We start from the raw sequence: 22,578 nt of genomic DNA on the forward strand, positions 1-22,578 counted from the left end.
GGCTCCGGTCGCGGGGAGCAGGTCGGGACGGCGCTCGACGGTGCGGCGCTCGGCCTGCGCGCGACGCCAGGCGGCGATCCGCGCGTGGTCGCCGGACAGCAGCACCTCGGGGACCTCGCGGCCCTGCCAGGAGGCGGGCTTGGTGTAGACGGGGTACTCGAGCAGCCCGTCGGCGTGCGACTCCTCGACGAGCGAGTCGGCGTTGCCCATGAAGCCCGGCAGGAGGCGGACGACCGCCTCGGTGATCGCGAGCGCCGCGACCTCGCCGCCGTTGAGGACGTAGTCGCCGAGGCTGACCTCGCGCACGGTGCCGAGGGTCGCGGCGTGCTCCACGACCCGCTGGTCGATGCCCTCGTAGCGTCCGCAGGCGAGGACGAGGTGGTCGTGGGTGCTGAGCTCGTGGGCGAGCGCCTGGGTGAAGGGCTCGCCGCTCGGGGTGGTGAAGACGATCGTCGCGTCGCGGGCGACGGCGTCGAGCGCCTGGCCCCACGGCTCCGGCTTCATCACCATGCCCGCACCCCCGCCGTAGGGCGTGTCGTCGACCGTGCGGTGGCGGTCGTGCGTGTGGGCGCGCAGGTCGTGGACGTGGAACTCGACGAGGCCCTTCGCGGCCGCCTTGCCGGGCAGCGAGAGGTCGAGGGGCGCGAAGAACTCCGGGAAGATCGTGACGTAGTCGAACCTCATCCCGCGTCCCCCGGCCCCTGCTCGTCCGGGAACGGCGAGACCAGGCCGGGCCGGTCGGCCACGACCAGGCGCCCGGCCTCGAGGTCCACCTCGGGGACGAGGGCGGAGACGAAGGGCACGAGCGCGTCACGACCGTCGGTGGTGCGCACGGTGACCAGGTCCTGCGCCGACCCGTGGACGAGCGCCTTCACGGTCCCCAGCGGCGTGCCGTCGAGGTCGACGACCGCGAGCCCGACGAGCTGGTGGTCGTAGTACTCCTCCGGGTCGTCGGGGGTCTCGTCGGCGCCGATCGTGGCGTGCAGGAGGGTGCCGCGGACGGCCTCGGCCGCGGTGCGGTCGGACAGCTCCTCGAACGTCACGAGGAGCGTGCTCTGGTGCCACCTCGCCCGGGCCACGGTGAGGGCGGAGGGCCGCCGGTCGGCACCCGCGGGTGCCTCGGCGCGCAGCGTCGTCCCGGGCGCGAACCTCCGGTCCGGCTCGTCGGTGCGTACGTCGAGGGTGACCTCGCCGCGGATGCCGTGCGGCTTGCCGATGCGGCCGACCACGACCTCGATGTCGGCCCTGCTGTCCTCGTTCACGCGCCGAGGCTATCGCCGCGCGGGCGCCGGAGCGGAAATGCGCGACGGGCGCCACCCCCGTGGGGTGACGCCCGTCGACGACAGGTGGTGCTGGTGCTCAGCCGCGCCGGTCGGTGTCGACGAAGTCGACCCGGGCACCGCCCCGGCCGGCGAGGGCCGAGACGACGGTGCGGAAGGCGGTCGCGGTGCGGCCGTTGCGGCCGATCACCTTGCCGAGGTCGTCGGGGTGGACCCGGACCTCGAGGATCGAGCCACGACGCAGCTGCTTGTCGCGGACCACGACGTCGTCGGGGTGGTCGACGATGCCGCGCACCAGGTGCTCGAGAGCCTCGGCCAGCACGTCGCTCACGCCTCGCTCTTGCCGGCGTCCTCGGCGGTCACGGTCTCGGCGGCCTCAGCAGCCTCGGCAGCCCCCTCAGGGGTCTCCGACGCGGGGACCTCGGCAGGCGCCTCGGCGGCGGGCTCCTCGGTCGTCTCCGCAGCCTTGTCCTCGGCCTTGTCCTCGGCCTTCTTGTCGGCCTTCTTCTTGGCGGTGGTCGCGGAGCCCTTCGACTCGGCGGACACCTCCTTGAGGGCCTCGTTGAAGATGTCGAGCTTGGAGCGCTTGGGCTCCTTCACCTGGAGGGTGCCCTCGGCGCCCGGCAGACCCTTGAACTTCTGCCAGTCACCGGTCACCTTGAGGATCGCCTCGACGGCCTCGGAGGGCTGGGCGCCCACGCCGAGCCAGTACTGCGCCCGCTCGGAGACGACGTCGATGTAGGACGGGTCCTCCTTGGGGTGGTACTTGCCGATCTCCTCGAGGACCTTGCCGTCGCGCTTCTTGCGGGAGTCGACGACGACGATGCGGTACTGCGGCACCCGGATCTTGCCCAGGCGCTTCAAGCGAATCTTGACGGCCACGTTTGTGGTGTCTCCTCAGAAATTGTCGTGGGTGAGGGACCTGTCCTCCGGTGGGGAACACCAGGACCGGTCCTTCGATGGGCGCTGCGTGCTCGGATGAGAGGGTCCGGGCGCGCAGGACACGAGTGAAGATTCTGCCAGACGCGGGGCGTGCGCCACCAATCCGGCCCGACCAGCGCCCCCGGGTCAGTCGTCGAGGCCGATGAACGCGCGTACGGCGGCCGCTCCCGTCACCTCGACGGGCACGTCGCCGCGCACGAAGGTCCCGGGTGTCAGCACGAGGCCCTGGTTGAGGGCGAGCTCGCCCTCGCGTCGCTTGATCCGCCGGACCGACGTCGGCCGGTAGCCGACCTTGCGGGAGACACCGAGCGAGGCCGGGTTGTCGACGAACGCGGCGGAGGTGATCTCCTCGAAGCCGAGGTGGTCGAAGAGGAGCGCGCAGAACGCGCGGCGCACCGCGGTGCCGAGCCCGCGGCCCTGGAACTCCCGCCCCAGCCACGAGCCGGTCTCGCCGGTCCGGGTCACCGGGAAGTGGGTGGCGGCGATGCCCTGGGCGCCGATCACGCGACCGTCGAGGAGCACGGCGAGGTCGAGGCAGAAGTCGTCCGGCGAGAACGTCGAGCGCTTGCCCCAGTGGTAGGCGGCGGTGTTGCGCGAGAGCTCACCGACCGGCGCGGTCGACCACGGGACGTAGAAGGGCATCTCGCCGGGGTCGTGGATGCCGGCCTCGGCGAGGTGGCACAGCTCCAGGAGCAGGTCGTCGGTGAGGCCGCGCAGCTCGATCGGTCCGGCGACCACGTGCAGGCCGAAGGGCGGGTAGAGGTCGACGAGGGTGCTCATGCGGCCATCCCACCCCGCGGCGCGCACCGACCACAAACCGTGCGCTGCGCAACCGCGGCGGCCCGGACCGCGTCTACCGGGTATGACCAGCGTGCACGCCCAGCCGCCCGAGCCGCTCGAGCTGCCGGCCCGGCTCACTGCTCCCCCGCGGCTCACCCAGCGCCATCCGTGGCTGCTGCCCGCGGCGATGGCGGTGCACCGGGCGCGACGGCGTACGCGGTGGGCGCGCGACTCCTGGTCGGGCCGGGTGGCCTGGGCGACGCACCGCACCGCCGACGACCTGCCCGTGCGGCTCGTGCAGCACGGCTCCCTGCTGCTCCGCGAGCTCGACCCGGACCAGATGCACCTCCAGCACAACAAGGTCACGAACCTGCGACTGGCGGCCCGGCGGCTGGACGGCATCGTCATCGGGCCCGGGGAATCGCTGTCGTTCAACCGGGTCGTGGGCAACTGCACGCGGCGCAAGGGCTACGTCGACGGGATGAGGCTGTCCAACGGCTCGGCGGAGGCGGGCGTCGGGGGTGGCATCTGCCAGCTCGCGAACCTCGTCCACTGGATGGTGCTCCACTCGCCGCTCACCGTCGTCGAGCGCTCGGAGCACTCCTTCGATCCGTTCCCGGACCGCGGCCGGGTGCTCCCGTGGGGCGTGGGCTGCTCCATCGTCTACAACTACGTCGACCTGGTCGTGCGCAACGACACCGACCACCCGTTCCAGCTGCGCGCGTGGGTCGGCGACCGCTACCTCCACGGCCAGCTGCGCACCGACGAGCGGCCGCCGCACTCCTACAGGGTGGAGGCGCGCGAGGAGCGGTTCCTGCGCAGCGAGGGCCGGGTGTTCCGCCGCAACGAGGTGTGGCGGCGGGTCATCGACCGGCGCACCGGCGAGCAGGTCGGGGACGAGCTGGTCAAGAGCAACTGCGCCCTCGTCGTCTACGAGCCGGGGCCGGACGTCGAGGTCATCGACCTCGACTGACGGCGACGCCGCGCAGCACGATCGCGCTCGGCGTGCGCAGCACCGACAGGTCGGCGACGGGGTCGCGGTCGTAGACGACGAAGTCCGCCGACGCGCCCTCCTCGAGCCCGTCCACGCCGAGCCACTCGCGGGCCCGCCAGCTCGCGGCGCCGAGCGCGTCGTGCGCGGGCATGCCGATCCGCACGAGTGCCTCGACCTCGCCCGCGATGTTGCCGTGGCGGCTGATGCCGCCCCCGTCGGACCCGGCGTAGATCGGCACCCCGGCCTCGTAGGCCGCCATCAGCGTGGACGGCATCCGGTCGTAGAGGTCGGTCATCGTCGCGGCGTAGTCGGGGAAGCGCTCGCGCCCGGCGGCCGCGTGCTCGGGGAACTTGTCGAGCTGCATCACCGTGGGGACCAGCCGTGTGCCGTGCTCGACCATCGCGTCGACGAGGTCCTCGGTCAGGCCGGTGCCGTGCTCGATGCAGTCGATGCCCGCCTCGATCAGGCCGGGCAGGACGCCGTGGCCGAAGCAGTGCGCGGTGACCTTGGCACCCTCGGCGTGCGCGGCGGCGATGGCGGCCGCGAACGCGTCCGCCGGGAACGACGGGGCGAGGTCGCCCTCGTCGCGGGAGATCCAGTCGCCGACCAGCTTGATCCAGCCGTCCCCGTTGCGTGCCTCCTGGGCGGCGTACGTCGCCAGGTCCTCGGGCTCGACCTCGTGGGCGTACCCCCGGATGTAGCGCCGGGTCGCGGCGATGTGGCGACCGCAGCGGATCAGGCGCGGCAGGTCGTCGCGGTCGTGGATCCACCGGGTGTCCGCGGCCGACCCGGCGTCGCGGATCAGCAGGGCCCCTCCGTCGCGGTCGGCGAGGGCCTGCTGCTCGGTGGCCTCGTCGTCGGTCGCGCCGAAGTCGTCGAGGCCGAGGTGGCAGTGGGCGTCGACGAGCCCGGGCACGATCCAGCCCTGCGCCGCGGTCTCGGCGCCCGCCTGGGGCTCGTAGGTGATCCGACCGTCGACGACGTAGAGGTCGCGCGGCTCGCCGTCGGGGAGGACCGGGCCGCGGAAGCGCTGCGCAGTGGGCATGCGCGCGACGTTACAGCCGGTCGAGCAGCCAGGACGGGCTGAGGACCTGGGCCGGGGACACGTTGGCCGCCAGCGCGCGGTCGGCGGTGACCACGACGACGCTGCCGCCGGCGGCGGCCGCCAGGCGGGCCTGCTCGCGGATCTCCGCGTCGCCGTCACGGGCGGCGTGCACCGTCCGGACGTGCGCGTCACGCCCGGCGCGTACGCCCGCCTTGGCCTGGCCCTCCAGCACGAGGACGATCTCGTCGTAGGGCGTGTCGGCCACCAGCAGCCGTTCGTGCAGCCGCCGGGCCGCCCCGGGACGGTCCTTCCACCAGCCGTCGGGCACGGAGCCGACGACGTTGGCGCCGTCGACGACGAGTGTGGATCGTCGGTCCATGGCCACCTCCCGGTCTCGACGCGCTCGTACGGCTTCGTTCCTCAGCCGTGTCGCTTGCTCGACCTGGCCGGGCCCGCAGTCGGTCACTCGCTCCGCTCGTGACCGACTGCTCGTCTCATCACTTCAGGAACTGGGAGAAGTCCTTGGGGAGGTTGAGCTGCTCGGCAGCCTTCTCGTAGTCGAGGTCGGCGCCGTCCGGGTTGCCGAAGGGGTTGGCCGGCGCAGCGGCGGCCGCGGCGTCCTGGGCGGCCTTCTGCTGCGCCGCCTTGGCCGGGTTGCCGGAGACGCGCTTCTTGCCCTTCTTGCCCTTGGCCTGCGCGGGCTGGCGGGCACCGGCACGCTTGCCGCCGCCGAGTCCGGGCATGCCCGGCATCCCGGGCATGCCACCACCGCGCGCCATCGACTCCATCATCTTGCGCGCCTCGAAGAACCGGTCGACGAGCTGGTTGACGTCGGAGACCTGACGACCCGAGCCGGCCGCGATGCGGGCGCGGCGGGAGCCGTCGATGATCTTGGGGTTCTCCCGCTCGGCGGGCGTCATCGACTGGATGATGGCCTGGATGCGGTCGATCTCGCGCTCGTCGAAGTTCTCGAGCTGGTCGCGGAACTGCCCCATCCCCGGGAGCATGCCCATGATCTTGGTCATCGAGCCGAGCTTGCGGATCTGCATCATCTGCTGGAGGAAGTCCTCCAGGGTGAAGCCGCCCTTGGTGCCGAGCTTCGCCGCCGCGGCCTGGGCCTGCTCGGAGTCGAAGGCCTTCTCGGCCTGCTCGATCAGGGTGAGCATGTCGCCCATGTCGAGGATGCGCGAGGCCATCCGGTCGGGGTGGAACAGGTCGAAGTCGGTCATCTTCTCGCCGCTGGAGGCGAACATGACCGGCTTGCCGGTGATGGACCGGATCGAGAGCGCGGCGCCACCGCGGGCGTCGCCGTCGAGCTTGGTGAGGACGACGCCGTCGTAGCCGACGCCGTCGAGGAAGGCCTGCGCCGTGGTGACGGCGTCCTGGCCGATCATGGCGTCGACGACGAAGAGGACCTCGTCGGGCTGCACGGCGTCGCGGATGTCGGCGGCCTGCTGCATCAGGGTCTCGTCGACGCCGAGGCGGCCGGCGGTGTCGATGATGACGACGTCGTGGAGCCTGCGCTTGGCCTCCTCGATGGAGGCGCGGGCGACCTCGACGGGGTCGCCGCCGTGCTCGACTCCTTGGGCGTTGCCCGGCTCGGGCGCGAAGACCGGGACGCCGACGCGCTCGCCGTTGACCTGCAGCTGCTGCACGGCGTTGGGACGCTGGAGGTCGGCCGCGACGAGCATCGGCGTCTTGTCCTGGTCCTTGAGCCAGAGCGCGAGCTTGGCCGCCAGGGTCGTCTTGCCGGCACCCTGGAGGCCGGCGAGCAGGATGACGGTGGGGCCGGACTTGGCGTAGCGCAGGCGCCGGGTCTCGCCGCCGAGGATCGCGACGAGCTCCTCGTGGACGATCTTGATGATCTGCTGCGCGGGGTTGAGCGCGCCGCTGACCTCCTCGCCGCGGGCCCGCTCCTTGACCGCGCCGACGAACTCCTTGACCACCGGCAGGGCCACGTCGGCCTCGAGCAGCGCGATGCGGATCTCGCGCGCGGTGGCGTCGATGTCGGCCTCGGAGAGCCGGCCCTTGCCCCGGAGGTTCTTGAAGGTGTCGGCAAGGCGGTCGGAGAGTGTGGCGAACACGGTGTGGGCTGTCCCTCGGATCGATGGGTGGTACGCCTGCCAGCCTATCCGGGACGGCGCACTCGCGCGGGATCGCCGGTGCGTGGGCCGCCGACGTCAGCCGCCGAGCGCGGTGCGTACGGCGTGGGCGGCCGCTGCCGCCCGCTCCTCCGTGGGACGTACGCCCCCGACCTCCTGCACGTAGAACACGTCGACCGCCTGCGGCCCGAGCGTCGACACGTGGGCCGAGGCGACGGTCAGGCCGAGGCCGGCGAGCGTGCTCAGCACGCGGGCCACGACGCCCGGACGGTCGGAGGTGCGGATCTCCAGGACGAGCGAGGCGCGCGAGGCGTCGGGGCGCACCTCCACGATGGGCGGCAGCTCGCCCGCCGGGCGCTCGGGCAGGTCGGGCAGCCGCTGGCTCCCGTCGGCGACCCGTCGGATCCGCTCGCGGACGACCGTGGCGTCGAGGTAGGCGTCGGGCACCTCCCAGGCGCTGATCCCCCACTCGCCGTCGGCGTCGACCTGCGCCCACGCGCGCGCTGCCTTGACCGGCACCCGCAGGCCGGCCAGCCCCCCGGCCACGTCGGCGAGCAGGCCGACCCGGTCGTGGGCGACCACCGTCACCGTGGCGCCGACGTCGTGCGGCTCGACGCTGACCGAGACGGCGTCCGGGTCGCGGCGCACGGAGTCCGGGACCGGCAACGATGTCACGGTCGTCGCGTGGGTGACGTCGGCGCCGAGCGCGTGCCCGGCGCGCGAGACCAGCCGGTCGACCAGCGACTCGCGCCAGGTGGTCCACGCCGCCGGGGAGGCCGCCCGGGCGTCGGCCTCGGTGAGCGCGCGCAGGAGCTCGAGGCTGGCCGCGTCGGGCACGTGGGCGAGCAGCTCGGCGGTCGTCGCGGGGTCGTCGGGGTCGCGGGTGGTGGCGAGGTCGGCCAGGAGCAGGTGCCACCGCACGAGCGACGCGACGACCTCGGCGTCGAGGTCGGTGAACCCCATCCGGGCGACGATCTTGCGGGCGACCGGCTCCCCCGCGACCGAGTGGTCGTGCAACGAGCCCTTGCCGATGTCGTGCAGGAGCGCGGCGACGAGCAGGAGGTCGGGGCGCCGCACGCCGCGGATCAGCGCGCCGGCCTCGGCGCACGTCTCCACCACGTGCCGGTCGACGGTGAAGCGGTGGATCGCCGAGGCGTGCGGCAGCAGGCGGATCTGCTCCCACTCCGGCAGGAACGTCTCGATGCCGTCGACCTCGTCGAGCGTCTCCCAGACCGGGAGGAGGCCGGGTCCGCTGGCCAGCAGCCTGACGAGGGCGTCGCGCGCCGTGGCGGGCCACGGGACGGGCAGCTCGGCCCCCTCGCGGACGAGGCGCGCGGCGGTCGTGGGCGCCAGCACGGCGTCCCGGCCGGCCGCCTCCGCGGCGGCACGCAGCAGCAGCGTCGGGTCGTCCGCGGGCCTCGTCCCGGCGTCGAGGACGACCTCGCCGCGGGACAGGGCGATGCCGGGCGCGATCCGCTCGAGGGCGGGCGTACGCCTCCCCTTCTCCCCCGTCGGGCGCGCGAGCATCATGTCGGTGCGGCGCCACGCCAGCCGCGAGAGGTGCGCGATCCGGCGGCCCAGCGAGCGGACGTGCCGCTGGGCGGCCTCCGCGTCGGGCAGTTCGAGCCGCTCCGCGAGGGGCGCCCACATCTCGGGTGCGATGCGGTCCCCCGGACGGCCCGCGAGGTCCTGCACCTCGTCACGCACGTCGAGCAGGAGCAGGCGCGCGGTCTCCAGGTCCGGGGTCGAGGCGTCGACCAGCCAGCTGGCCTCGATCGCCTTCAGCACGCCCGCGTCGCGCAGGCCGCCCTCGGCCTCCTTCACGTCCGGCACCGAGACGTGCGCGAGCTCCCCGGTGACGTCGTGCCTCTTGCGGGTCATCGCCTTGAGCTCGGGCAGCCGGGTCCGGGCCTGGCGGCGCCAGTCGGCGAGCATCGTCGTGCGTAGCCGCAGGGTGAGGTTGGGGTCGCCGGCGAGGTGGCGCGCGTCGAGCAGGCCGAGGGCCACCCGGAGGTCGGTCGCGGCGTCGAGCACCCCGCTCATCGAGCGGACCGCGTGGTCCAGGCGGCGGCCCGAGTCCCACAGCGGATACCACAGGGAGCTGCCCAGCTCGCCGAGGTCGACGTCGTCCTCGTGGACCAGCACGACGTCGAGGTCGGAGTGCGGGGCCAGCTCGCCGCGGCCGTACCCCCCGACCGCGACCAGGGCCACCCCGGCGGCGGGCCCTGCGGAGGCAGCGTATGCCTGCCGGCAGAGCTCGTCGGCCGAGGTGGCCCTGGTCTGGCGTCCCGGTGCGGTCACGACGGGCTTCCCGAGAGCACGGTGACCATCAGAGGGCGGACGCGTCCTGCTCGCCGGTGCGGACCCGGACGACGGTGTCCACCGGGCTGACCCAGACCTTGCCGTCGCCGATCCGTCCGGTCTGCGCGGTCTTGACGATGATGCCGACGACGTCGTCCGCGTCCGCGTCGTCGACGACGATCTCGATCCGGATCTTGGGCACGAGCGCGATGTCGTACTCCGCGCCGCGGTAGACCTCGGTGTGGCCCTTCTGGCGGCCGTAGCCGCTCACCTCGGAGACCGTCATGCCGGCGACCCCGAAGGTCTCGAGTGCCTCGCGGACGTCCTCCCACTTGTGCGGCTTGATCACCGCGGTCACGAGCTTCATGCGCTGGCTCCTTCGGTCCGGGTGGGGGCGGGGGCGGTGGACGCGGCGAGGACGCTGCCGCCGCTGCCGCTGGTGCCGCTGTGCAGGTCGTACGCCGACTCGCCGTGGGCGGCGAGGTCGATGCCGTTGACCTCGTCCTCCTCGTCGAGGCGCAGGCCGATCGTGTACTTGATCGCCAGGGCGATGATCGCGGTCAGGATGCCGGAGTAGATCACCGCGACGACGACCCCGAGGGACTGGTCGGCGAGCGAGCCGACGCCGCCACCGTAGAGCAGGCCGTCGACGCCCCCGGCGCCCTCGGCCGTGGAGAAGACGCCGATCAGCACGGTGCCGATGATGCCTCCGACGAGGTGGACGCCCACCACGTCGAGGGAGTCGTCGTAGCCGAGGCGGTACTTCAGGCCGACGGCCCAGGCGCAGACCGCGCCTGCGATGAGGCCGATGGCGACGGCGCCGGAGAGGTTCACCGCGCCGGCCGCCGGGGTGATGGCGACGAGGCCCGCGACGATGCCGGACGCGGCGCCGAGCGAGGTGGCCTTCTTGTGCAGCAGGCGCTCGATGATCAGCCAGCCGAGGATCGCGCCGAACGTGGCGAGGGTCGTGTTGGCGAAGGTACGCCCGGTCTCCAGCGGGAACTGCGTCTCGGGGTCGTCACCGAAGACGATCGAGCCCACGTTGAAGCCGTACCAGCCCATCCACAGCAGGCCGGCGCCGAGCATGGTGAGCGTCAGGTTGTGCGGACGCATCTGCTCGCGCGGCCAGCCGATGCGCTTGCCGAGCAGGACGACCAGCACGAGCGCCGCGACACCGGCGTTGATGTGGACGGCCGTGCCGCCCGCGTAGTCCTGGGCCCCGATCCGACCGCAGATCAGCGAGTCGTCGGTGCAGCTGAAGACCATGTGGGCCATCGGGAAGTAGACGATGACCGCCCACAGCGGGACGAACAGCACCCACGCCGAGAACTTCATCCGGTCCGCGACGGCGCCGCTGATGAGCGCCGCGGTGATGATCGCGAAGGTCATCTGGAACATCACGAAGATGTAGTCAGCGGTCGACACCCCGTCGAGCCAGGCCAGCTCGAAGGGGTTGGCGAAGAGGGTGCCGTCGCCGCCGAAGCCCATCGACCAGCCGACTGCGACGTACAGGATCCCGACGATGGCTGCCGCGACGTACGACATCATCATCATGTTGAGCACTGACTTCGACCGCGACATGCCGCCGTAGAAGAGGGCCAGCGCGGGCACGGTCATCATCATGACGAAGGCGGTTGCCACCAGCATGAAGGCGTAATAGCCGTCCACAGAACCTCCAGGAACGATACGAGGGTGGGCGCGAGCCATGACGCCGCTGTCATGGCCGGGCTCACCGGTTGCCCCGCAGCCTGCAAGTGACAGGTTTCACCGGGGCGCGGTGCATGTTGCGGGCAGGCAACGGAATCGCGCCTCGTGTTACGGGTGTGTGAACGGCCGGGCCCCCGGAGCCGCCTTGTTAGTGTTCGGCCGTGTCCAGACTGGCCGTGATGGCGCACTACGACGTCGCCGGGGAGCTGCGGCCCCACGTGCGTGGTCAGGTGGAGGCGCTGGCCGCGTCGGTCGACACCCTGCTGGTCTGCACGACGGCCAGCCTGCAGGACTCCGCCCGGGCCTGGCTCAAGGAACGCGCGGTGGTCGTCGAGCGGGCCAACTACGGCTACGACTTCTTCAGCTACAAGGTGGGCCTCGACGCCGCCGGCGACCTCACGCAGTACGACGAGGTGGTCGTGTGCAACGACACCTACGTCTTCGCGCTCGACTCCTACGCGCCGGTGTTCGACGAGATGGCGACGCGCCCGTGCGACTTCTGGGGCCTCACCGCGGCCGAGCGCCTCGCCCCCCACATCCAGTCCTTCTTCGTGGCGTTCCGGCCGTGGGTCGTCGCCTCGCGCGCCTTCACCGCGTTCTGGGAGGAGATGGAGCCCATCTCCAAGCGCCGCCAGGTCATCCGGCGCTACGAGATCGGCATGTCCAAGCGGCTCTACGACGCCGGCTTCGTCTCCGACACCTACTTCGTCGAGACCGTGGAGGACCGCCGCATCGCGCGCGAGCGGATGCGGTGGTGGGCCGCGCACCGGTCGTCCTTCCCCCGCAACCGCGCGGAGGTGCGGGAGTGGCGCGAGCGCGCCAACGAGCCGTGGAACCCCGCGCGGAGCCTGGCCGACCGGGTCCTCGACAACGCCCGCCTGCCGTACGTGAAGATCGACACCCTGCGCTACGACCCCTACAACCTCGACGCGAAGCGCCTGCTCGAGCTGTGCGAGCGGCGGTTCCCGCAGCGGTTTGCGGGTGTGCGCGAGTTCCTCGAGGACACGGCGCAGTACTACCCCGTCCGCGACACGGAGCGGCTGCTGCCGACGCCGCTCGCGCTCGAGCCGCTCTTCCCGCGCGTGAGGTACTCCGATGCGCGGTGAGCGTCGCCGGCAGGGACAGGTGAGGCTCGACGACGCCGCGGAGGTCATGGTCGACTCCGGCCTGGTCGACGCCGACTACATCGGGGCCCAGCTCGGCACCACCTTCACCAACGACCAGGAGGCCGCTCGCGCGGCCGTGCTGGCGGGCGACGTCTCGCCGCACCCGCTCTTCGAGGCGCAGTGGATCGGCCGCCGGCGCTCGTGGCAGCGCAGCGGCCAGCACCCCGTGGTCTGGTACGTCTCCGAGCGTCGCCGGCGCAACCGCATCGCCCCGCACCCGCTCGTCGACCCGCGCATCGTCTTCGCCGCCCACCCCGAGGCGCGCCACCACCCCTACGGCGCCCTCTCCTACTGGCTGTCGGTGTCCGGGCCGGGCACGCCGCTCCCGACCCGGATCCTGCCGCGCAAGGTGTCGTGGTCGACCTACCGCGCGGCTGCCATCGAGGCCGCGGCCCAGTGGCGCGACGAGGTCGTGCGCGAGCGCCCCGACCTCGTCGGCCCGGCCCCGGCGCTGCCGGACCTGTCGGCGTCGCCGGCCGTGACGGTGGTCATGGCCGCCCAGGACGAGGGCCCGCTGGTGCGCCGCACCGTCGCCTCGCTGCAGGCCCAGACCTTTACCGACTGGCACCTCGTCGCGGTCGACCGGGGCTCGGTGGACGACACCGCTGCGGTCCTGCAGGGCGTCGCGGCCTTCGACGACCGGATCACGCTGGTGCGCGAGTCCCGCTGCAGCCACGCCCGGGCCCTCAACGTGGCCCTCGAGCACGGCACGGCCGAGCACGTCGCGTTCCTGCCGCTCGGGCGGGAGTGGCTCCCCGGGCAGCTCCACGACCTCCTGGCGCACGCCCACCGCAGCGGGAGCTCCGCCGTGCTGGCCGGCGCCGGGGCCGTCGGGCGCTCGCGCCACGAGCTCGTGGGCGGCCGGCCGGTCGACCTCGCCACCGCCGTGCTGCGTCGCGACGCCGTCAAGGACGTCGGCGGGTTCGACGAGGGCCTCGACGGAGCGGTCGAGCGCGACCTCCTGCTCCGGCTGACCCGCACCCAGGAGCCGCTCGCCGTCGACGTGCCGGTGCTCAGGCGTCCCGACCCGACGCCCACCGGCTTCGCCGACGACTGGGGCTCGGTCGTCCTCGAGCGCCAGCTCGTCGACTGGGACGCGGCCGCGGTCCGGCGTGGTGACGAGACGCTGGTGAGCCACGTCCTGCCCGTCGGCGCCGAGCCGCGCCGCACCGTCGAGTGGCTCGGGTCCATCCCGCGCGAGGGCTCCGAGCTCGTGCTGGTGGGCGTACGCCTGCGCCGGGCGCACCACGTCCTGGCCGCCTCGATCGCCGCGGTGATCTCCGGGGCGCGGTTCGTCTCCGTCCCGGCATCGGTCTCCACGTCGGCGGCCACCAACATCGGCATCGCCCAGGCGGCCGGCAGCACGCTCCTGCTGGTCCGCCCCGAGGCCATGCCGCCCCGCCAGCCCATCGCCGAGCGTCTCGCCGACGTCGTCCGCGGGCCCGGGGTCGCGCTCGCCCAGCCGGTCGTCGTGGACCTCGACGGCGTCGTGCTGAGCGCGGGCGCCCGCTTCAGCGCCGACAACCCCCACCCGGAGCTCTTCCTCTCCGGCCTGCCCACCAGCGACGCCGTCCGGATCGGCCAGTGCACCGTCGCCGCACCCGCGGCCCCGCTCGTCGCGCTGCGCACCGAGACGGCCGTGCAGCTGCGCGGCCTGGGCGCCCGCTTCCACAGCGTCCTGGCCGAGACCGACCTCGGGCTGCGCGCCGAGCGCGCCGGGCTGGGCACCTCCGTGGTCGTCCCCGACGCCGTGATCACCTCGCGCACGGCGTACGCCACCCCCGAGGAGCTCATCGGCGCGATGTCCTCCCTCCGGTCGACGGTCCTGGCCGGCGACCCGCCCGCCGACCACGCCCCCGCGCTGCTGCGTACGGCCGGCCTGGAGGTCACCGACCAGCGCAACCGGCGCGTGCGTGCCGACCCCGACGACCGGACCTCCCCGTCGGTGCTCGTGCCCGATCTGGTCCTGCGCGCCGTCGAGGGGATCCACGAGTCACCCCCGCGACTGCGGTGGGCGATCGACATCGCGTCGCCCGCTGCACAGCGCGGCGACCGGTGGGGCGACACCTACTTCGCCCGGTCCCTCGCCGACGCGCTCGAGCGCCGCGGGCAGCACGTCGCGATCGACCGGCGCGACGCCCGCGAGCGCGACTCGCGCGACCACGACGACGTCCTCCTCGTGCTGCGGGGGCTCGACCGCGTCACCCCGCGGCCGGGCCTGCTCAACGTCGAGTGGATCATCAGCCACCCCGACATGATCGCGCCCGACGAGGTGGCCGCCTTCGACCTCGTCTACGCCGCCAGCACCAGCTGGTCGGCCCGGATGACGCGCGAGTGGGGCACCACGATCCGGCCGCTGCTCCAGTGCACCGACACCCGGTGGTTCCACCCCGACCGGGCCGAGCCCGACACCGGCCCCGCGGTCCTCTTCGTCGGCAACTCGCGCGGGGTCTACCGCTACGCCGTGCGCAGCGCGCTGGCCATCGGCGCCGACCTCACCCTGCACGGCAACGACTGGACCGAGTTCGTCGAGCGCGACCAGATCGCCTCGGGCGGCGTGGACAACCGTGAGGTCGGTGCGCTGTACGCCTCCGCGGGCGTGGTGCTCAACGACCACCACCTCGACATGCGGCGCGACAGCTTCGCCTCCAACCGCCTCTTCGACGCCGCGGCGTGCGGTGCGCGGATCCTCAGCGACCGCATCGACGGGCTCGAGGAGACCTTCTCCGGCCTGGTGCTGCCCTTCGACAACGAGCACGAGCTGGCGCGGCTCATCACGCCGCCCTACGACGCCTTCCCCGACGACGCCACCCGCCGCGAGATCGCCACGCGGATCATCGCCGAGCACAGCTTCGACCAGCGCGCGGAGACGCTGATCGACGACGTCGTGCGCGCGCTGCTCGCCCGCTGACCCGGCGCCGTACGCCCAGCCGACGGGAGGGTTGTCAGGCTCTCGCTGACGTTGTCGGCCTCTGCAACGCCTGACAACGTCAGTGATCCCCGGTCAGCCGGGGATCGCTGATCTGGCCTCAGCCCAGCAGCGCGTCGACGAACGCCGCCGCGTCGAAGGGTGCCATGTCGTCGGCGCCCTCGCCGAGCCCGACGAGCTTGACGGGTACGCCGAGCTCGCGCTGGACCTGCACGACGATGCCGCCCTTGGCGGAGCCGTCGAGCTTGGTCAGCACGATGCCGGTGACGTCGACGATCTCGCTGAACACGCGCGCCTGGATGAGACCGTTCTGGCCGGTCGTCGCGTCGAGGACGAGCAGGACCTCCGTGACCTCGGCCTGCTTCTCGATGACGCGCTTGATCTTGCCGAGCTCGTCCATCAGGCCCGCCTTGTTCTGCAGGCGGCCGGCCGTGTCGACGAGGACGGTGTCGACGCCGTTGTCGACGCCGTGCTTGACGGCCTCGAACGCGACGCTGGCCGGGTCCCCGCCCTCCGGGCCGCGGACGACCTCGACACCGACGCGCTCGCCCCACGTGGCGAGCTGGTCGACGGCGGCCGCGCGGAACGTGTCGGCCGCGCCGAGGGTCACCGTGAGGTCCTCGGCGACGAGGATGCGGGCGATCTTGCCGACCGTGGTGGTCTTGCCGGCGCCGTTGACGCCGACCACCAGCACGACACCGGGCTTGCCGTCGGCGCCGGTGACCTGGACCCGGCGGTCGAGGTCGGTGCCGACGAGCTCGATGAGCTCCTCGCGCAGCACGGCGCGCGGGTCGGGCGCCTGTCCGCCCTCGACGCGCAGCCGGGTGCGCAGCTGCTCCACGAGCGCCTGGGTCGGTGCGACACCGACGTCGGCGGTCAGCAGGGTGTCCTCGATCGCCTCCCAGGTGTCCTCGTCGAGGCGCTCGCGGCTCAGGAGCGCGAGCAGGCCCTTGCCGAGGCCGCCCTGCGATCGGGACAGCCGCTGGCGCAGCCGGACGAGCCGCGAGGAGGTGCTCTCGGGCCTCTCGAGCGTCGGTGCCGCCGCCCCGGGTCCGGCCTCGACCGTCGCCGGGTCGACCGCCGGCTCCGGTGGCGCCTCGGTGGCGGTCTCGCCCTCGGTCGGCGGCGGAACGATGACGTCCGTGCCGGCGCTCGGCGGTGCCGCCTTGCGGCGTCGGCCGGACGTCAGCAGTCCGGCGAGCGTGAGCACGCCGACGACCGCGATGGCGATGATCAGATAGAGCCAGTCACCCATGGGCCCAATCCAATCAGAGGCCCCCTCAGAGGTGCACGGCGCGCCGCAGGCGGGTGAGCACCCGGCCCGTCGAGGCGGTCTCGGCGCCGACCAGCCGAGCCCTCAGGGCGTCGCGCTGGACGGCCAGGCGGTCACCGCGGGCGCGAGCACGGGCCAGCCGGCCCTCGGCCCTCGCGAGGTCCCCCAGCATCGCGTCGAACGCGGCGGCCAGGCCGGACCCGGTGTCCGGCACCACCGGGGTGCCGCACGCGTGCCCGGGCCGGGCGACCCACACGACCTCCTGGGACATCAGGTGGAACCACGCCACGGCCGCGTCGCCGACCAGGGCGCGCGGCGTCACGCGCACCGAGGACAGGCCCGCCGCGGACAGGCGGGCGTCGAAGTCGTCGCCGTACCACCGCACGTGGTCGGCCTGGCCGAAGCGCCTGACCCGGTCCTCCGCGGTGGCGGCCGGGTCCTCCTCGGTCGCCACGCCCATCTTGATGGGGACCTCGACCAGGGCGATGCCGCGCGGGCTGAGCACCCGCGCGATCTCGCGCATCGCGGTGCAGTCGTCCGGAACGTGCTCGAGCACGTGGTAGCAGACCAGCAGGTCCACGGAGGCGTCACGCAGCGGGAGGGCCGTGAGGCTGGCGAGGGCGTCGACCTGCCGCTTGTCGTGACCCAGGTCGAGGGCCACCCTGCGTCGTGCGCCGAGGCGGTCGAGGAGCGGGGTGGACTGGCGCGACGGCGCGATCTCGACGACCGTGTCGAGGTCGCGCAGGTCCGGCGCCAGCGCACCGAGGAGGAGCGAGAGGAAGCGGTGCCGCTCGAGGCTCCCGCAGCGCGGGCAGGTCGCCTCGGGACGACCGTCGGGACCGGGGCGGAACTGCCGGGACACCATCGCGCCGCAGGCCGCGCAGTAGGCCCTGCGCACGTCGGGACGTGAGGCGCTCACGCCTTGCACGCTAGCCCTCCGCGGCGCTCGTCACGGTATGGCCGGAAGGCGTGTCGCCCGGCCCGGGGACCGGTGCCTCGGGACGGGTCGGGGTCTCAGACCTTCGACTCGGAGTCCTCGAGGGTCGGCAGGGCGTCGACGCCCTTGCGCATGGCGTTGCCCACCTGCGGGACGACGGGCACCGCCTCCCCGCGGTGCGGGTAGGCGACGTAGATCGCCACGGCGGCGGCGACGAGCACGCCGAGGGTCATCATCAGGACGATCGCGAGCACAGGGTCCTCCGAGTGGGGCCGGGCAGGTCGTCACCACCATGGCACGCCGCCGGTGGCACGAGCGCGCTGCCACCGCCCACCGGCGCGTCGGGGTGAGGACCGTCACTGCTCTCTGAGGAGAGGTACGACGGCCGCACGCACCACGTCCGGCATCGGGGTGACGGGTCGGTCCCCGGCGCCGCGGGAGTTGTCGACGTAGACGTGCACGAACCGGCCCTCGGCCGCTGCCTCGTCCGAGGGCCCCTGGAACAGCCCGATGCGGTAGACGATCGAGCTGGTCCCGACCTTGTCGACGACCAGGCCCATCTCGATCGGCTCGGGGAAGCCGATCTCGCGGAAGTAGCGGCAGCCCGTCTCGGCGACGACCCCGATCTGCGGCAGCGCCCGCACGTCGACGCCCGTGGCCTCGTAGAGGTAGGCGTTGACCGCGGTGTCGAACAGCTCGTAGTAGGTCGCGTTGTTGAGGTGGCCGTAGGCGTCGTCGTCGCGCCAGCGCGTCGTCGCGGTGCGCCACGCGACGTAGTCGTCGCGGGTCGGCCGCTCGGGCCGGGTCATGCGGACTCGGCGTCGCGCAGCCGCTGGCTGATGACCGCGGAGACGCCGTCACCGCGCATCGTCACGCCGTAGAGCGCGTCGCCGACCTCCATGGTGCGCTTCTGGTGGGTGATGACGAGGAGCTGGGAGTTCTCGCGCAGCTCCTCGTAGATCTCGAGCAGGCGGCCGAGGTTGGTGTCGTCGAGCGCCGCCTCGACCTCGTCGAGGATGTAGAACGGCGAGGGCCGCGCCTTGAACAGCGCGACGAGGAACGCGACGGCGACGAGCGAGCGTTCGCCGCCGGAGAGCAGCGAGAGCCGCTTGACCTTCTTGCCGGGCGGGCGGGCCTCCACCTCCACGCCGGTGGCGAGCATGTCGGACGGGTCGGTCAGCACCAGCCGCCCCTCCCCTCCCGGGAAGAGCCGGGCGAAGGTCTGGTCGAACGCCTTCTCCACGTCGGCGTACGCCTCGGTGAAGACCTGCTCCACGCGCGCGTCGACCTCGCGGACGATGTCGAGGAGGTCCTTGCGGGTGCGCTTGAGGTCCTCCAGCTGCTCGGTGAGGAACTTGTGCCGCTCCTCCATCGCCGAGAACTCCTCGAGCGCGAGGGGGTTCACCCGCCCGAGCATGGACAGCGCGCGCTCGGCCGTGCGGAGGCGCTTGACCTGCTCCTCGCGGACGTACGGCGTGGGCTCGGGCGGCTCCTCCCCCTCGGGCACCTCGCCGCTGAACGGGACGAGCGTCCCCGGTCCGTAGTCGGCCACCAGTCCGTCGGGGTCGAGGCCGAGCTCCTCGAGCGCCCGCTCCTCGAGCTGCTCGATGCGCATGCGCTGCTGGGTGCGCGCCATCTCGTCGCGGTGCACCGAGCTCACGAGCTCGTCGTGCTCACGGCCCAGGTCGCGCAACGTGGTCCGCACGGTCATGAGCTGCTGCTCGCTGCCCTGCCGCGACTCCTCCACCGCCGCGCGCTCGTCGGCCGCCAGCATCACGGACCGCTCGAGCTGCTGGAGCACGACGCGTACGGCGCTGGCCACGGCCTGCGCCGCACGACCCTCACGGACGAGGCGCTCGCGGCGCTCCGCGGCGCGGGCCCGTGAGTCGCGCTCGGCCTGGGCGGCGCGGAGCAGCGAGTCGGCGCGGCCGTGGAGGGCCCGGGCGCGCTCCTCGGCCGTGCGCAGCCCCAGCCGGGCGTCCATCTCGCCCTGGCGCGCCTCGCGGGCGGCCTCGGCGAGGCGCTCCCGCTCCGCGGTGTCGGGCTCCTCGTCGGTGACGTCCTGGGCTGCGGCGAGGCGGGCCTCGAGGTCGACGAGCCCGGCGAGATCGGCCTCGCGGGCCTCGCGCGCGGTCGCGATCGCACGCTCGAGGCGCTCCGCCTCGCCCTTGGCGGCGCGGGCCTGCGAGCCGTGCTGACCGAGCTCCTCGGCAACCGCGGCGAGCGTCGCGTCGGACTCGTGGAGCTTGGCGAGGGCGACGTCGACCCGCTTGAGCGCCTCGTGGCGGGCGGCGTCGAGGCGGGAGATCTCGAAGCCGAGCCGCTCCGTGGTCGCGGTCGCCTCTGCCAGCTTCTCGCTCGCGTCGTCGACGGCGGCCTGGATCTCGATGAGGCTCGGCTGGCTGCTCGAGCCGCCGGCGGCGAAGTGCGCGCCGAGCAGGTCGCCCTCGCGGGTCACGGCGACGACGTCGGGCAGGTCGGCGACGATGCGTCGGGCGGCGGCGAGGTCGTCGACCACGGCGACCCGGCGCAGGAGCCGTACGAGCGCGGGACGGACGTCGTCGGGGGCCGACGCCACGTCGACGGCGTAGGTCGCACCGTCGGGCAGCCCGGGCCAGTCGCGGTCGTCGGCGGGCGCACCGCCCAGCAGCAGGCCTGCGCGCCCGAGGTCGTCGTCCTTGAGGTGACCGATCGCGGCGACGGCCGCGGTCGCGTCGGACACGACGACGGCGTCGGCGGCACTGCCCAGGGCCGCGGCGACGGCCGTCTCGTAGCCCTGCTCGACGTCGAGGAGGGCGGCGACGGAGCCCAGCAGGCCGTCGACGGTGTCGGTGGCCGCGAGCAGGGCGCCGGCGCCGTCCTTGCGGTTGAGACCGAGCTCGAGGGCGTCGCGGCGGGCCACCAGACCGGCGCGCTCCCGGTCGGCCCGCTGCGCGTCCTCGCGGGCCCGGGCGAGCTGCTCCTCGATCTCGTCGAGCGCGGCGACGGCCTCCTCGTGCTCGGAGTCGAGGCCCTCCTCGCCGGCGTCGAGGCCGGCGACCCGGGTCTCGAGGGCGGTGAAGTCCCGCTGGGCACGCTCGGCGCGCGCGGCGGCCTCCTCGCGGGCGTCGGTGAGCCGCTGGATCTCCGCGTCGGCCGCCTCGGCGCGCGACGTGAGCGCGTTGACCTGCCCGGTCAGCCGGGCGAGGCCCTCACGGCGGTCGGCGGCGGCACGCTGGAGGCCGGCGATCCTCTTGTCCTCCTCGGCGGCGGCGTCCTCGGCGGCGCGCTTGGCCACCACGGCCGCGTCGAGGGCCTTGCGGTGCTCCTCGACCTGTGCGGCGATCTCCGCCTCCTGCGCGCGGACGCGCTCGGCCTGCGCCTCGAGCTCGTCGGGGTCGCGTCCGGAGTCGACCGTGTCGCCCTCGGCGGCACCTGCGGCGTTGCGGATGCGCTCGTCGGCGAGCGACGCCGTGCCGCGCAGCCGCTCCTTCAGGCCGGACAGGGCGAACCACGTCTCCTGCGCCGCCGCGAGCCGCGGCAGGTCCTCGCGCAGCGTGGCCTCGAGACGCGCCTCCTGCTCGCGCCCGGCGGCGATTTCCCCCTCGACCTGCTCGCGACGCTCCTTGAGCAGGGTCTCGTCGGCCATCTCCTGGTCGAGGGACGTCCGGGCGGTGACGAGGTCGTCGGCGAGGAGCCGGGCGCGCGCGTCGCGCACGTCCATCTGCACCGTCTGCGCCTGGCGGGCGACCTCGGCCTGGCGGCCCAGCGGCTTGAGCTGGCGACGGATCTCGGAGAGGAGGTCGGCCAGGCGCGTGAGGTTGCCGTCGGTGGCGTCGAGCTTGCGGAGCGCCTTCTCCTTGCGCTTGCGGTGCTTGAGGACGCCCGCGGCCTCCTCGATGAAGCCGCGGCGGTCCTCGGGGGTGGCGTGCAGGATCGAGTCGAGCTGGCCCTGGCCGACGATGACGTGCATCTCGCGGCCGATGCCGGAGTCGCTCAACAGCTCCTGGACGTCGAGGAGGCGGCAGCCGTTGCCGTTGATGGCGTACTCCGAGCCGCCGTTGCGGAACATCGTCCGGCTGATGGTGACCTCGGCGTAGTCGATCGGCAGCGCGCCGTCGGAGTTGTCGATCGTCAGCTGCACCTCGGCACGACCCAGCGGGGGCCGGCCGGACGTACCGGCGAAGATGACGTCCTCCATCTTGCCGCCGCGCAGGCTCTTGGCACCCTGCTCGCCCATCACCCAGGCGAGCGCGTCGACCACGTTGGACTTGCCCGACCCGTTGGGGCCGACGATGCAGGTGATGCCCGGCTCGAGCTGGAGGGTCGTCGAGGACGCGAAGGACTTGAACCCCTTCAGGGTCAGGCTCTTCAGGTACACCGGGGGCTCCTCACCGCTCAGGCATGGCCACTGAAAATTGGGGAAGCTCAGCGCCGCTCACCCTACGACACCGGCCGCCCCCGCATCCCGTTGCGCACAGACGCGGCACGCCGCCATGCTGAGCGGATGCGCCCCACCGTCGCCGTCACGTCCGCCGTGCTGACGTGCGTCCTCGCCCTGCTGGTCCCGTCCTCCGCGGGGGCGGCGGCACCCGCCCCGCTCGGCAAGGCCGACCTGCTGTCGGTCAGCGACTACACCACGGTCTACCCCGACCTGCGCGACCCGTTCCGCATCGAGTCCCGCTCGCCCCTGTTCGCACCGCGCGGCTGCCAGGACCAGGCCACGGTGGTCCGCGGCGCCGACCGCATCTTCGGCAGCGTGTCGCCCGACGTGCGCCGCCGGTCGGCCGCGCTCCTCGACCAGCACGTCATCCGGTTCCGCACCGAGCGCGAGGCCCGGGAGCTCCTGCAGCGCTACCGGCACTTCAGCACGCGGTGCGTGGGTGACGTGGACACCGACGACGGCGAGGGAGGCGACGTCCGGTTGAAGAACCGCGCGTGGTTCCCGCCCCGGGTCGGCGACCAGTCCGCGGGGATGCTCATCGGCTGGTTCCAGGGCGGCTTCGCCGACTGGCGCCGCGTCCTGGCGGTCCGCCAGGGCCGCACCGTGACGGTGCTCGACGTGAGCTTCACCGACGTACGCCCACCGAAGGACGGCGTCGTCGCGCTGGGCGAGCTGGCGCTGACCCGGCTCTGAGCAGGC

19 protein-coding genes and 1 pseudogene are annotated in these 22,578 nt (G+C 73.4%); 4 read left to right on the plus strand and 16 right to left on the minus strand.

Translation table 11 applies throughout. The features are described 5' to 3' along the window. Positions 1–18: 18 nt before the first annotated feature. The 5 genes and pseudogenes from trmD to F4692_RS00140 form a co-directional block, all read right to left on the minus strand. A pseudogene (gene trmD / locus F4692_RS20765) lies at positions 19–684 on the minus strand (tRNA (guanosine(37)-N1)-methyltransferase TrmD); the annotation flags it as partial. After that, the gene (rimM, locus tag F4692_RS00125) at positions 681–1,262 is read right to left on the minus strand and encodes a ribosome maturation factor RimM (protein ID WP_308645086.1); all 582 of its coding nucleotides are present in this window, start codon (positions 1,260–1,262) and stop codon (positions 681–683) included. The pseudogene trmD and the gene rimM, both read right to left, overlap by 4 nt. Positions 1,263–1,359: 97 nt before the next feature. Continuing rightward, entirely contained in the window at positions 1,360–1,602 is a 243-nt protein-coding gene (locus tag F4692_RS00130; RefSeq protein WP_179618940.1) for an RNA-binding protein, read from the minus strand. Positions 1,603–1,607: 5 nt separating this feature from the next. Then, positions 1,608–2,162 (minus strand): 30S ribosomal protein S16, encoded by a 555-nt coding sequence (rpsP, locus tag F4692_RS00135; RefSeq protein WP_179617642.1) that lies wholly within the window; start codon positions 2,160–2,162, stop codon positions 1,608–1,610. A 186-nt stretch (positions 2,163–2,348) separates the two neighbouring features. Further along, a complete protein-coding gene (locus tag F4692_RS00140) occupies positions 2,349–3,002 on the minus strand; it encodes a GNAT family N-acetyltransferase (RefSeq protein ID WP_179617643.1) in 654 nt (217 codons plus the stop codon). Between the two features lie 82 nt (positions 3,003–3,084). Between F4692_RS00140 and F4692_RS00145 the strand changes: the two genes are divergently transcribed. Next, positions 3,085–3,975 (plus strand): VanW family protein, encoded by an 891-nt coding sequence (locus F4692_RS00145; protein ID WP_179617644.1) that lies wholly within the window; start codon positions 3,085–3,087, stop codon positions 3,973–3,975. On the opposite strand, the gene F4692_RS00150 is transcribed toward F4692_RS00145, so the two are convergent. The 6 genes from F4692_RS00150 to F4692_RS00175 form a co-directional block, all read right to left on the minus strand. Continuing rightward, the gene (locus tag F4692_RS00150) at positions 3,959–5,041 is read right to left on the minus strand and encodes an amidohydrolase family protein (protein WP_179617645.1); all 1,083 of its coding nucleotides are present in this window, start codon (positions 5,039–5,041) and stop codon (positions 3,959–3,961) included. The genes F4692_RS00145 and F4692_RS00150 overlap by 17 nt on opposite strands. Before the next feature lie 10 nt (positions 5,042–5,051). Continuing rightward, positions 5,052–5,420 (minus strand): hypothetical protein, encoded by a 369-nt coding sequence (locus F4692_RS00155; protein WP_179617646.1) that lies wholly within the window; start codon positions 5,418–5,420, stop codon positions 5,052–5,054. Between the two features lie 118 nt (positions 5,421–5,538). Beyond that, a complete protein-coding gene (ffh, locus tag F4692_RS00160) occupies positions 5,539–7,125 on the minus strand; it encodes a signal recognition particle protein (RefSeq protein ID WP_179617647.1) in 1,587 nt (528 codons plus the stop codon). Positions 7,126–7,221: 96 nt separating this feature from the next. Next, on the minus strand, positions 7,222–9,444 hold the full coding sequence (locus F4692_RS00165; RefSeq protein WP_179617648.1) for a [protein-PII] uridylyltransferase: 2,223 nt from the start codon (positions 9,442–9,444) through the stop codon (positions 7,222–7,224). Positions 9,445–9,472: 28 nt separating this feature from the next. Beyond that, positions 9,473–9,811 carry a P-II family nitrogen regulator gene (locus tag F4692_RS00170; protein WP_179617649.1) on the minus strand — a complete coding sequence of 113 codons (339 nt, stop codon included), beginning with the start codon at positions 9,809–9,811 and terminating at the stop codon, positions 9,473–9,475. Then, positions 9,808–11,091: an ammonium transporter gene (locus tag F4692_RS00175; RefSeq protein ID WP_257029404.1), complete on the minus strand. Its 1,284-nt coding sequence runs from the start codon at positions 11,089–11,091 to the stop codon at positions 9,808–9,810. The genes F4692_RS00170 and F4692_RS00175 overlap by 4 nt, the downstream gene beginning before the upstream one ends. 221 nt (positions 11,092–11,312) lie before the next feature. On the opposite strand from F4692_RS00175, the gene F4692_RS00180 reads away from it, so the two are divergent. Further along, complete coding sequence (locus tag F4692_RS00180; RefSeq protein ID WP_179617651.1) at positions 11,313–12,257, plus strand: rhamnan synthesis F family protein; 945 nt, start codon at positions 11,313–11,315, stop codon at positions 12,255–12,257. Beyond that, the gene (locus F4692_RS00185; protein WP_179617652.1) at positions 12,247–15,228 is read left to right on the plus strand and encodes a glycosyltransferase family protein; all 2,982 of its coding nucleotides are present in this window, start codon (positions 12,247–12,249) and stop codon (positions 15,226–15,228) included. The genes F4692_RS00180 and F4692_RS00185 overlap by 11 nt, the downstream gene beginning before the upstream one ends. 118 nt (positions 15,229–15,346) lie before the next feature. Here F4692_RS00185 and ftsY read toward each other — a convergent pair whose 3' ends face one another. The 5 genes from ftsY to smc all read right to left on the minus strand — a co-directional run bounded on the left by ftsY (position 15,347) and on the right by smc (position 21,816). After that, complete coding sequence (gene ftsY / locus F4692_RS00190) at positions 15,347–16,501, minus strand: signal recognition particle-docking protein FtsY (protein ID WP_179617653.1); 1,155 nt, start codon at positions 16,499–16,501, stop codon at positions 15,347–15,349. Between the two features lie 25 nt (positions 16,502–16,526). Next, positions 16,527–17,438, minus strand: coding sequence for a class I SAM-dependent methyltransferase (locus tag F4692_RS00195; protein ID WP_179617654.1), 912 nt, complete (start codon positions 17,436–17,438; stop codon positions 16,527–16,529). 95 nt (positions 17,439–17,533) lie between these two features. Next, positions 17,534–17,710 (minus strand): hypothetical protein, encoded by a 177-nt coding sequence (locus tag F4692_RS00200; RefSeq protein WP_179617655.1) that lies wholly within the window; start codon positions 17,708–17,710, stop codon positions 17,534–17,536. A 102-nt stretch (positions 17,711–17,812) separates the two neighbouring features. Beyond that, positions 17,813–18,265 (minus strand): acyl-CoA thioesterase, encoded by a 453-nt coding sequence (locus F4692_RS00205; RefSeq protein WP_179617656.1) that lies wholly within the window; start codon positions 18,263–18,265, stop codon positions 17,813–17,815. Next, on the minus strand, positions 18,262–21,816 hold the full coding sequence (smc, locus tag F4692_RS00210) for a chromosome segregation protein SMC (protein WP_179617657.1): 3,555 nt from the start codon (positions 21,814–21,816) through the stop codon (positions 18,262–18,264). Before smc ends, F4692_RS00205 begins: the two co-directional genes overlap by 4 nt. 126 nt (positions 21,817–21,942) lie before the next feature. On the opposite strand from smc, the gene F4692_RS00215 reads away from it, so the two are divergent. Next, positions 21,943–22,572, plus strand: coding sequence for a hypothetical protein (locus tag F4692_RS00215; RefSeq protein WP_179617658.1), 630 nt, complete (start codon positions 21,943–21,945; stop codon positions 22,570–22,572). The last annotated feature ends 6 nt before the right edge of the window (positions 22,573–22,578 follow it).

Origin of the sequence: Nocardioides cavernae (assembly GCF_013410035.1) — a bacterium.
Taxonomy (GTDB): Bacteria; Actinomycetota; Actinomycetes; order Propionibacteriales; family Nocardioidaceae; genus Nocardioides; species Nocardioides cavernae_A.

What these genes read in the sequence shown, in the direction of transcription:
- F4692_RS00140 (WP_179617643.1), bottom strand. Translation starts at nt 3,002, where the DNA reads ATGAGCACCCTCGTCGACCTCTACCCGCCCTTCGGCCTGCACGTGGTC.
- F4692_RS00145 (WP_179617644.1), top strand. Translation starts at nt 3,085, where the DNA reads ATGACCAGCGTGCACGCCCAGCCGCCCGAGCCGCTCGAGCTGCCGGCC.
- F4692_RS00150 (WP_179617645.1), bottom strand. Translation starts at nt 5,041, where the DNA reads ATGCCCACTGCGCAGCGCTTCCGCGGCCCGGTCCTCCCCGACGGCGAG.
- F4692_RS00155 (WP_179617646.1), bottom strand. Translation starts at nt 5,420, where the DNA reads ATGGACCGACGATCCACACTCGTCGTCGACGGCGCCAACGTCGTCGGC.
- F4692_RS00170 (WP_179617649.1), bottom strand. Translation starts at nt 9,811, where the DNA reads ATGAAGCTCGTGACCGCGGTGATCAAGCCGCACAAGTGGGAGGACGTC.
- F4692_RS00175 (WP_257029404.1), bottom strand. Translation starts at nt 11,091, where the DNA reads ATGCTGGTGGCAACCGCCTTCGTCATGATGATGACCGTGCCCGCGCTG.
- F4692_RS00185 (WP_179617652.1), top strand. Translation starts at nt 12,247, where the DNA reads ATGCGCGGTGAGCGTCGCCGGCAGGGACAGGTGAGGCTCGACGACGCC.
- ftsY (WP_179617653.1), bottom strand. Translation starts at nt 16,501, where the DNA reads ATGGGTGACTGGCTCTATCTGATCATCGCCATCGCGGTCGTCGGCGTG.
- F4692_RS00205 (WP_179617656.1), bottom strand. Translation starts at nt 18,265, where the DNA reads ATGACCCGGCCCGAGCGGCCGACCCGCGACGACTACGTCGCGTGGCGC.
- F4692_RS00215 (WP_179617658.1), top strand. Translation starts at nt 21,943, where the DNA reads ATGCGCCCCACCGTCGCCGTCACGTCCGCCGTGCTGACGTGCGTCCTC.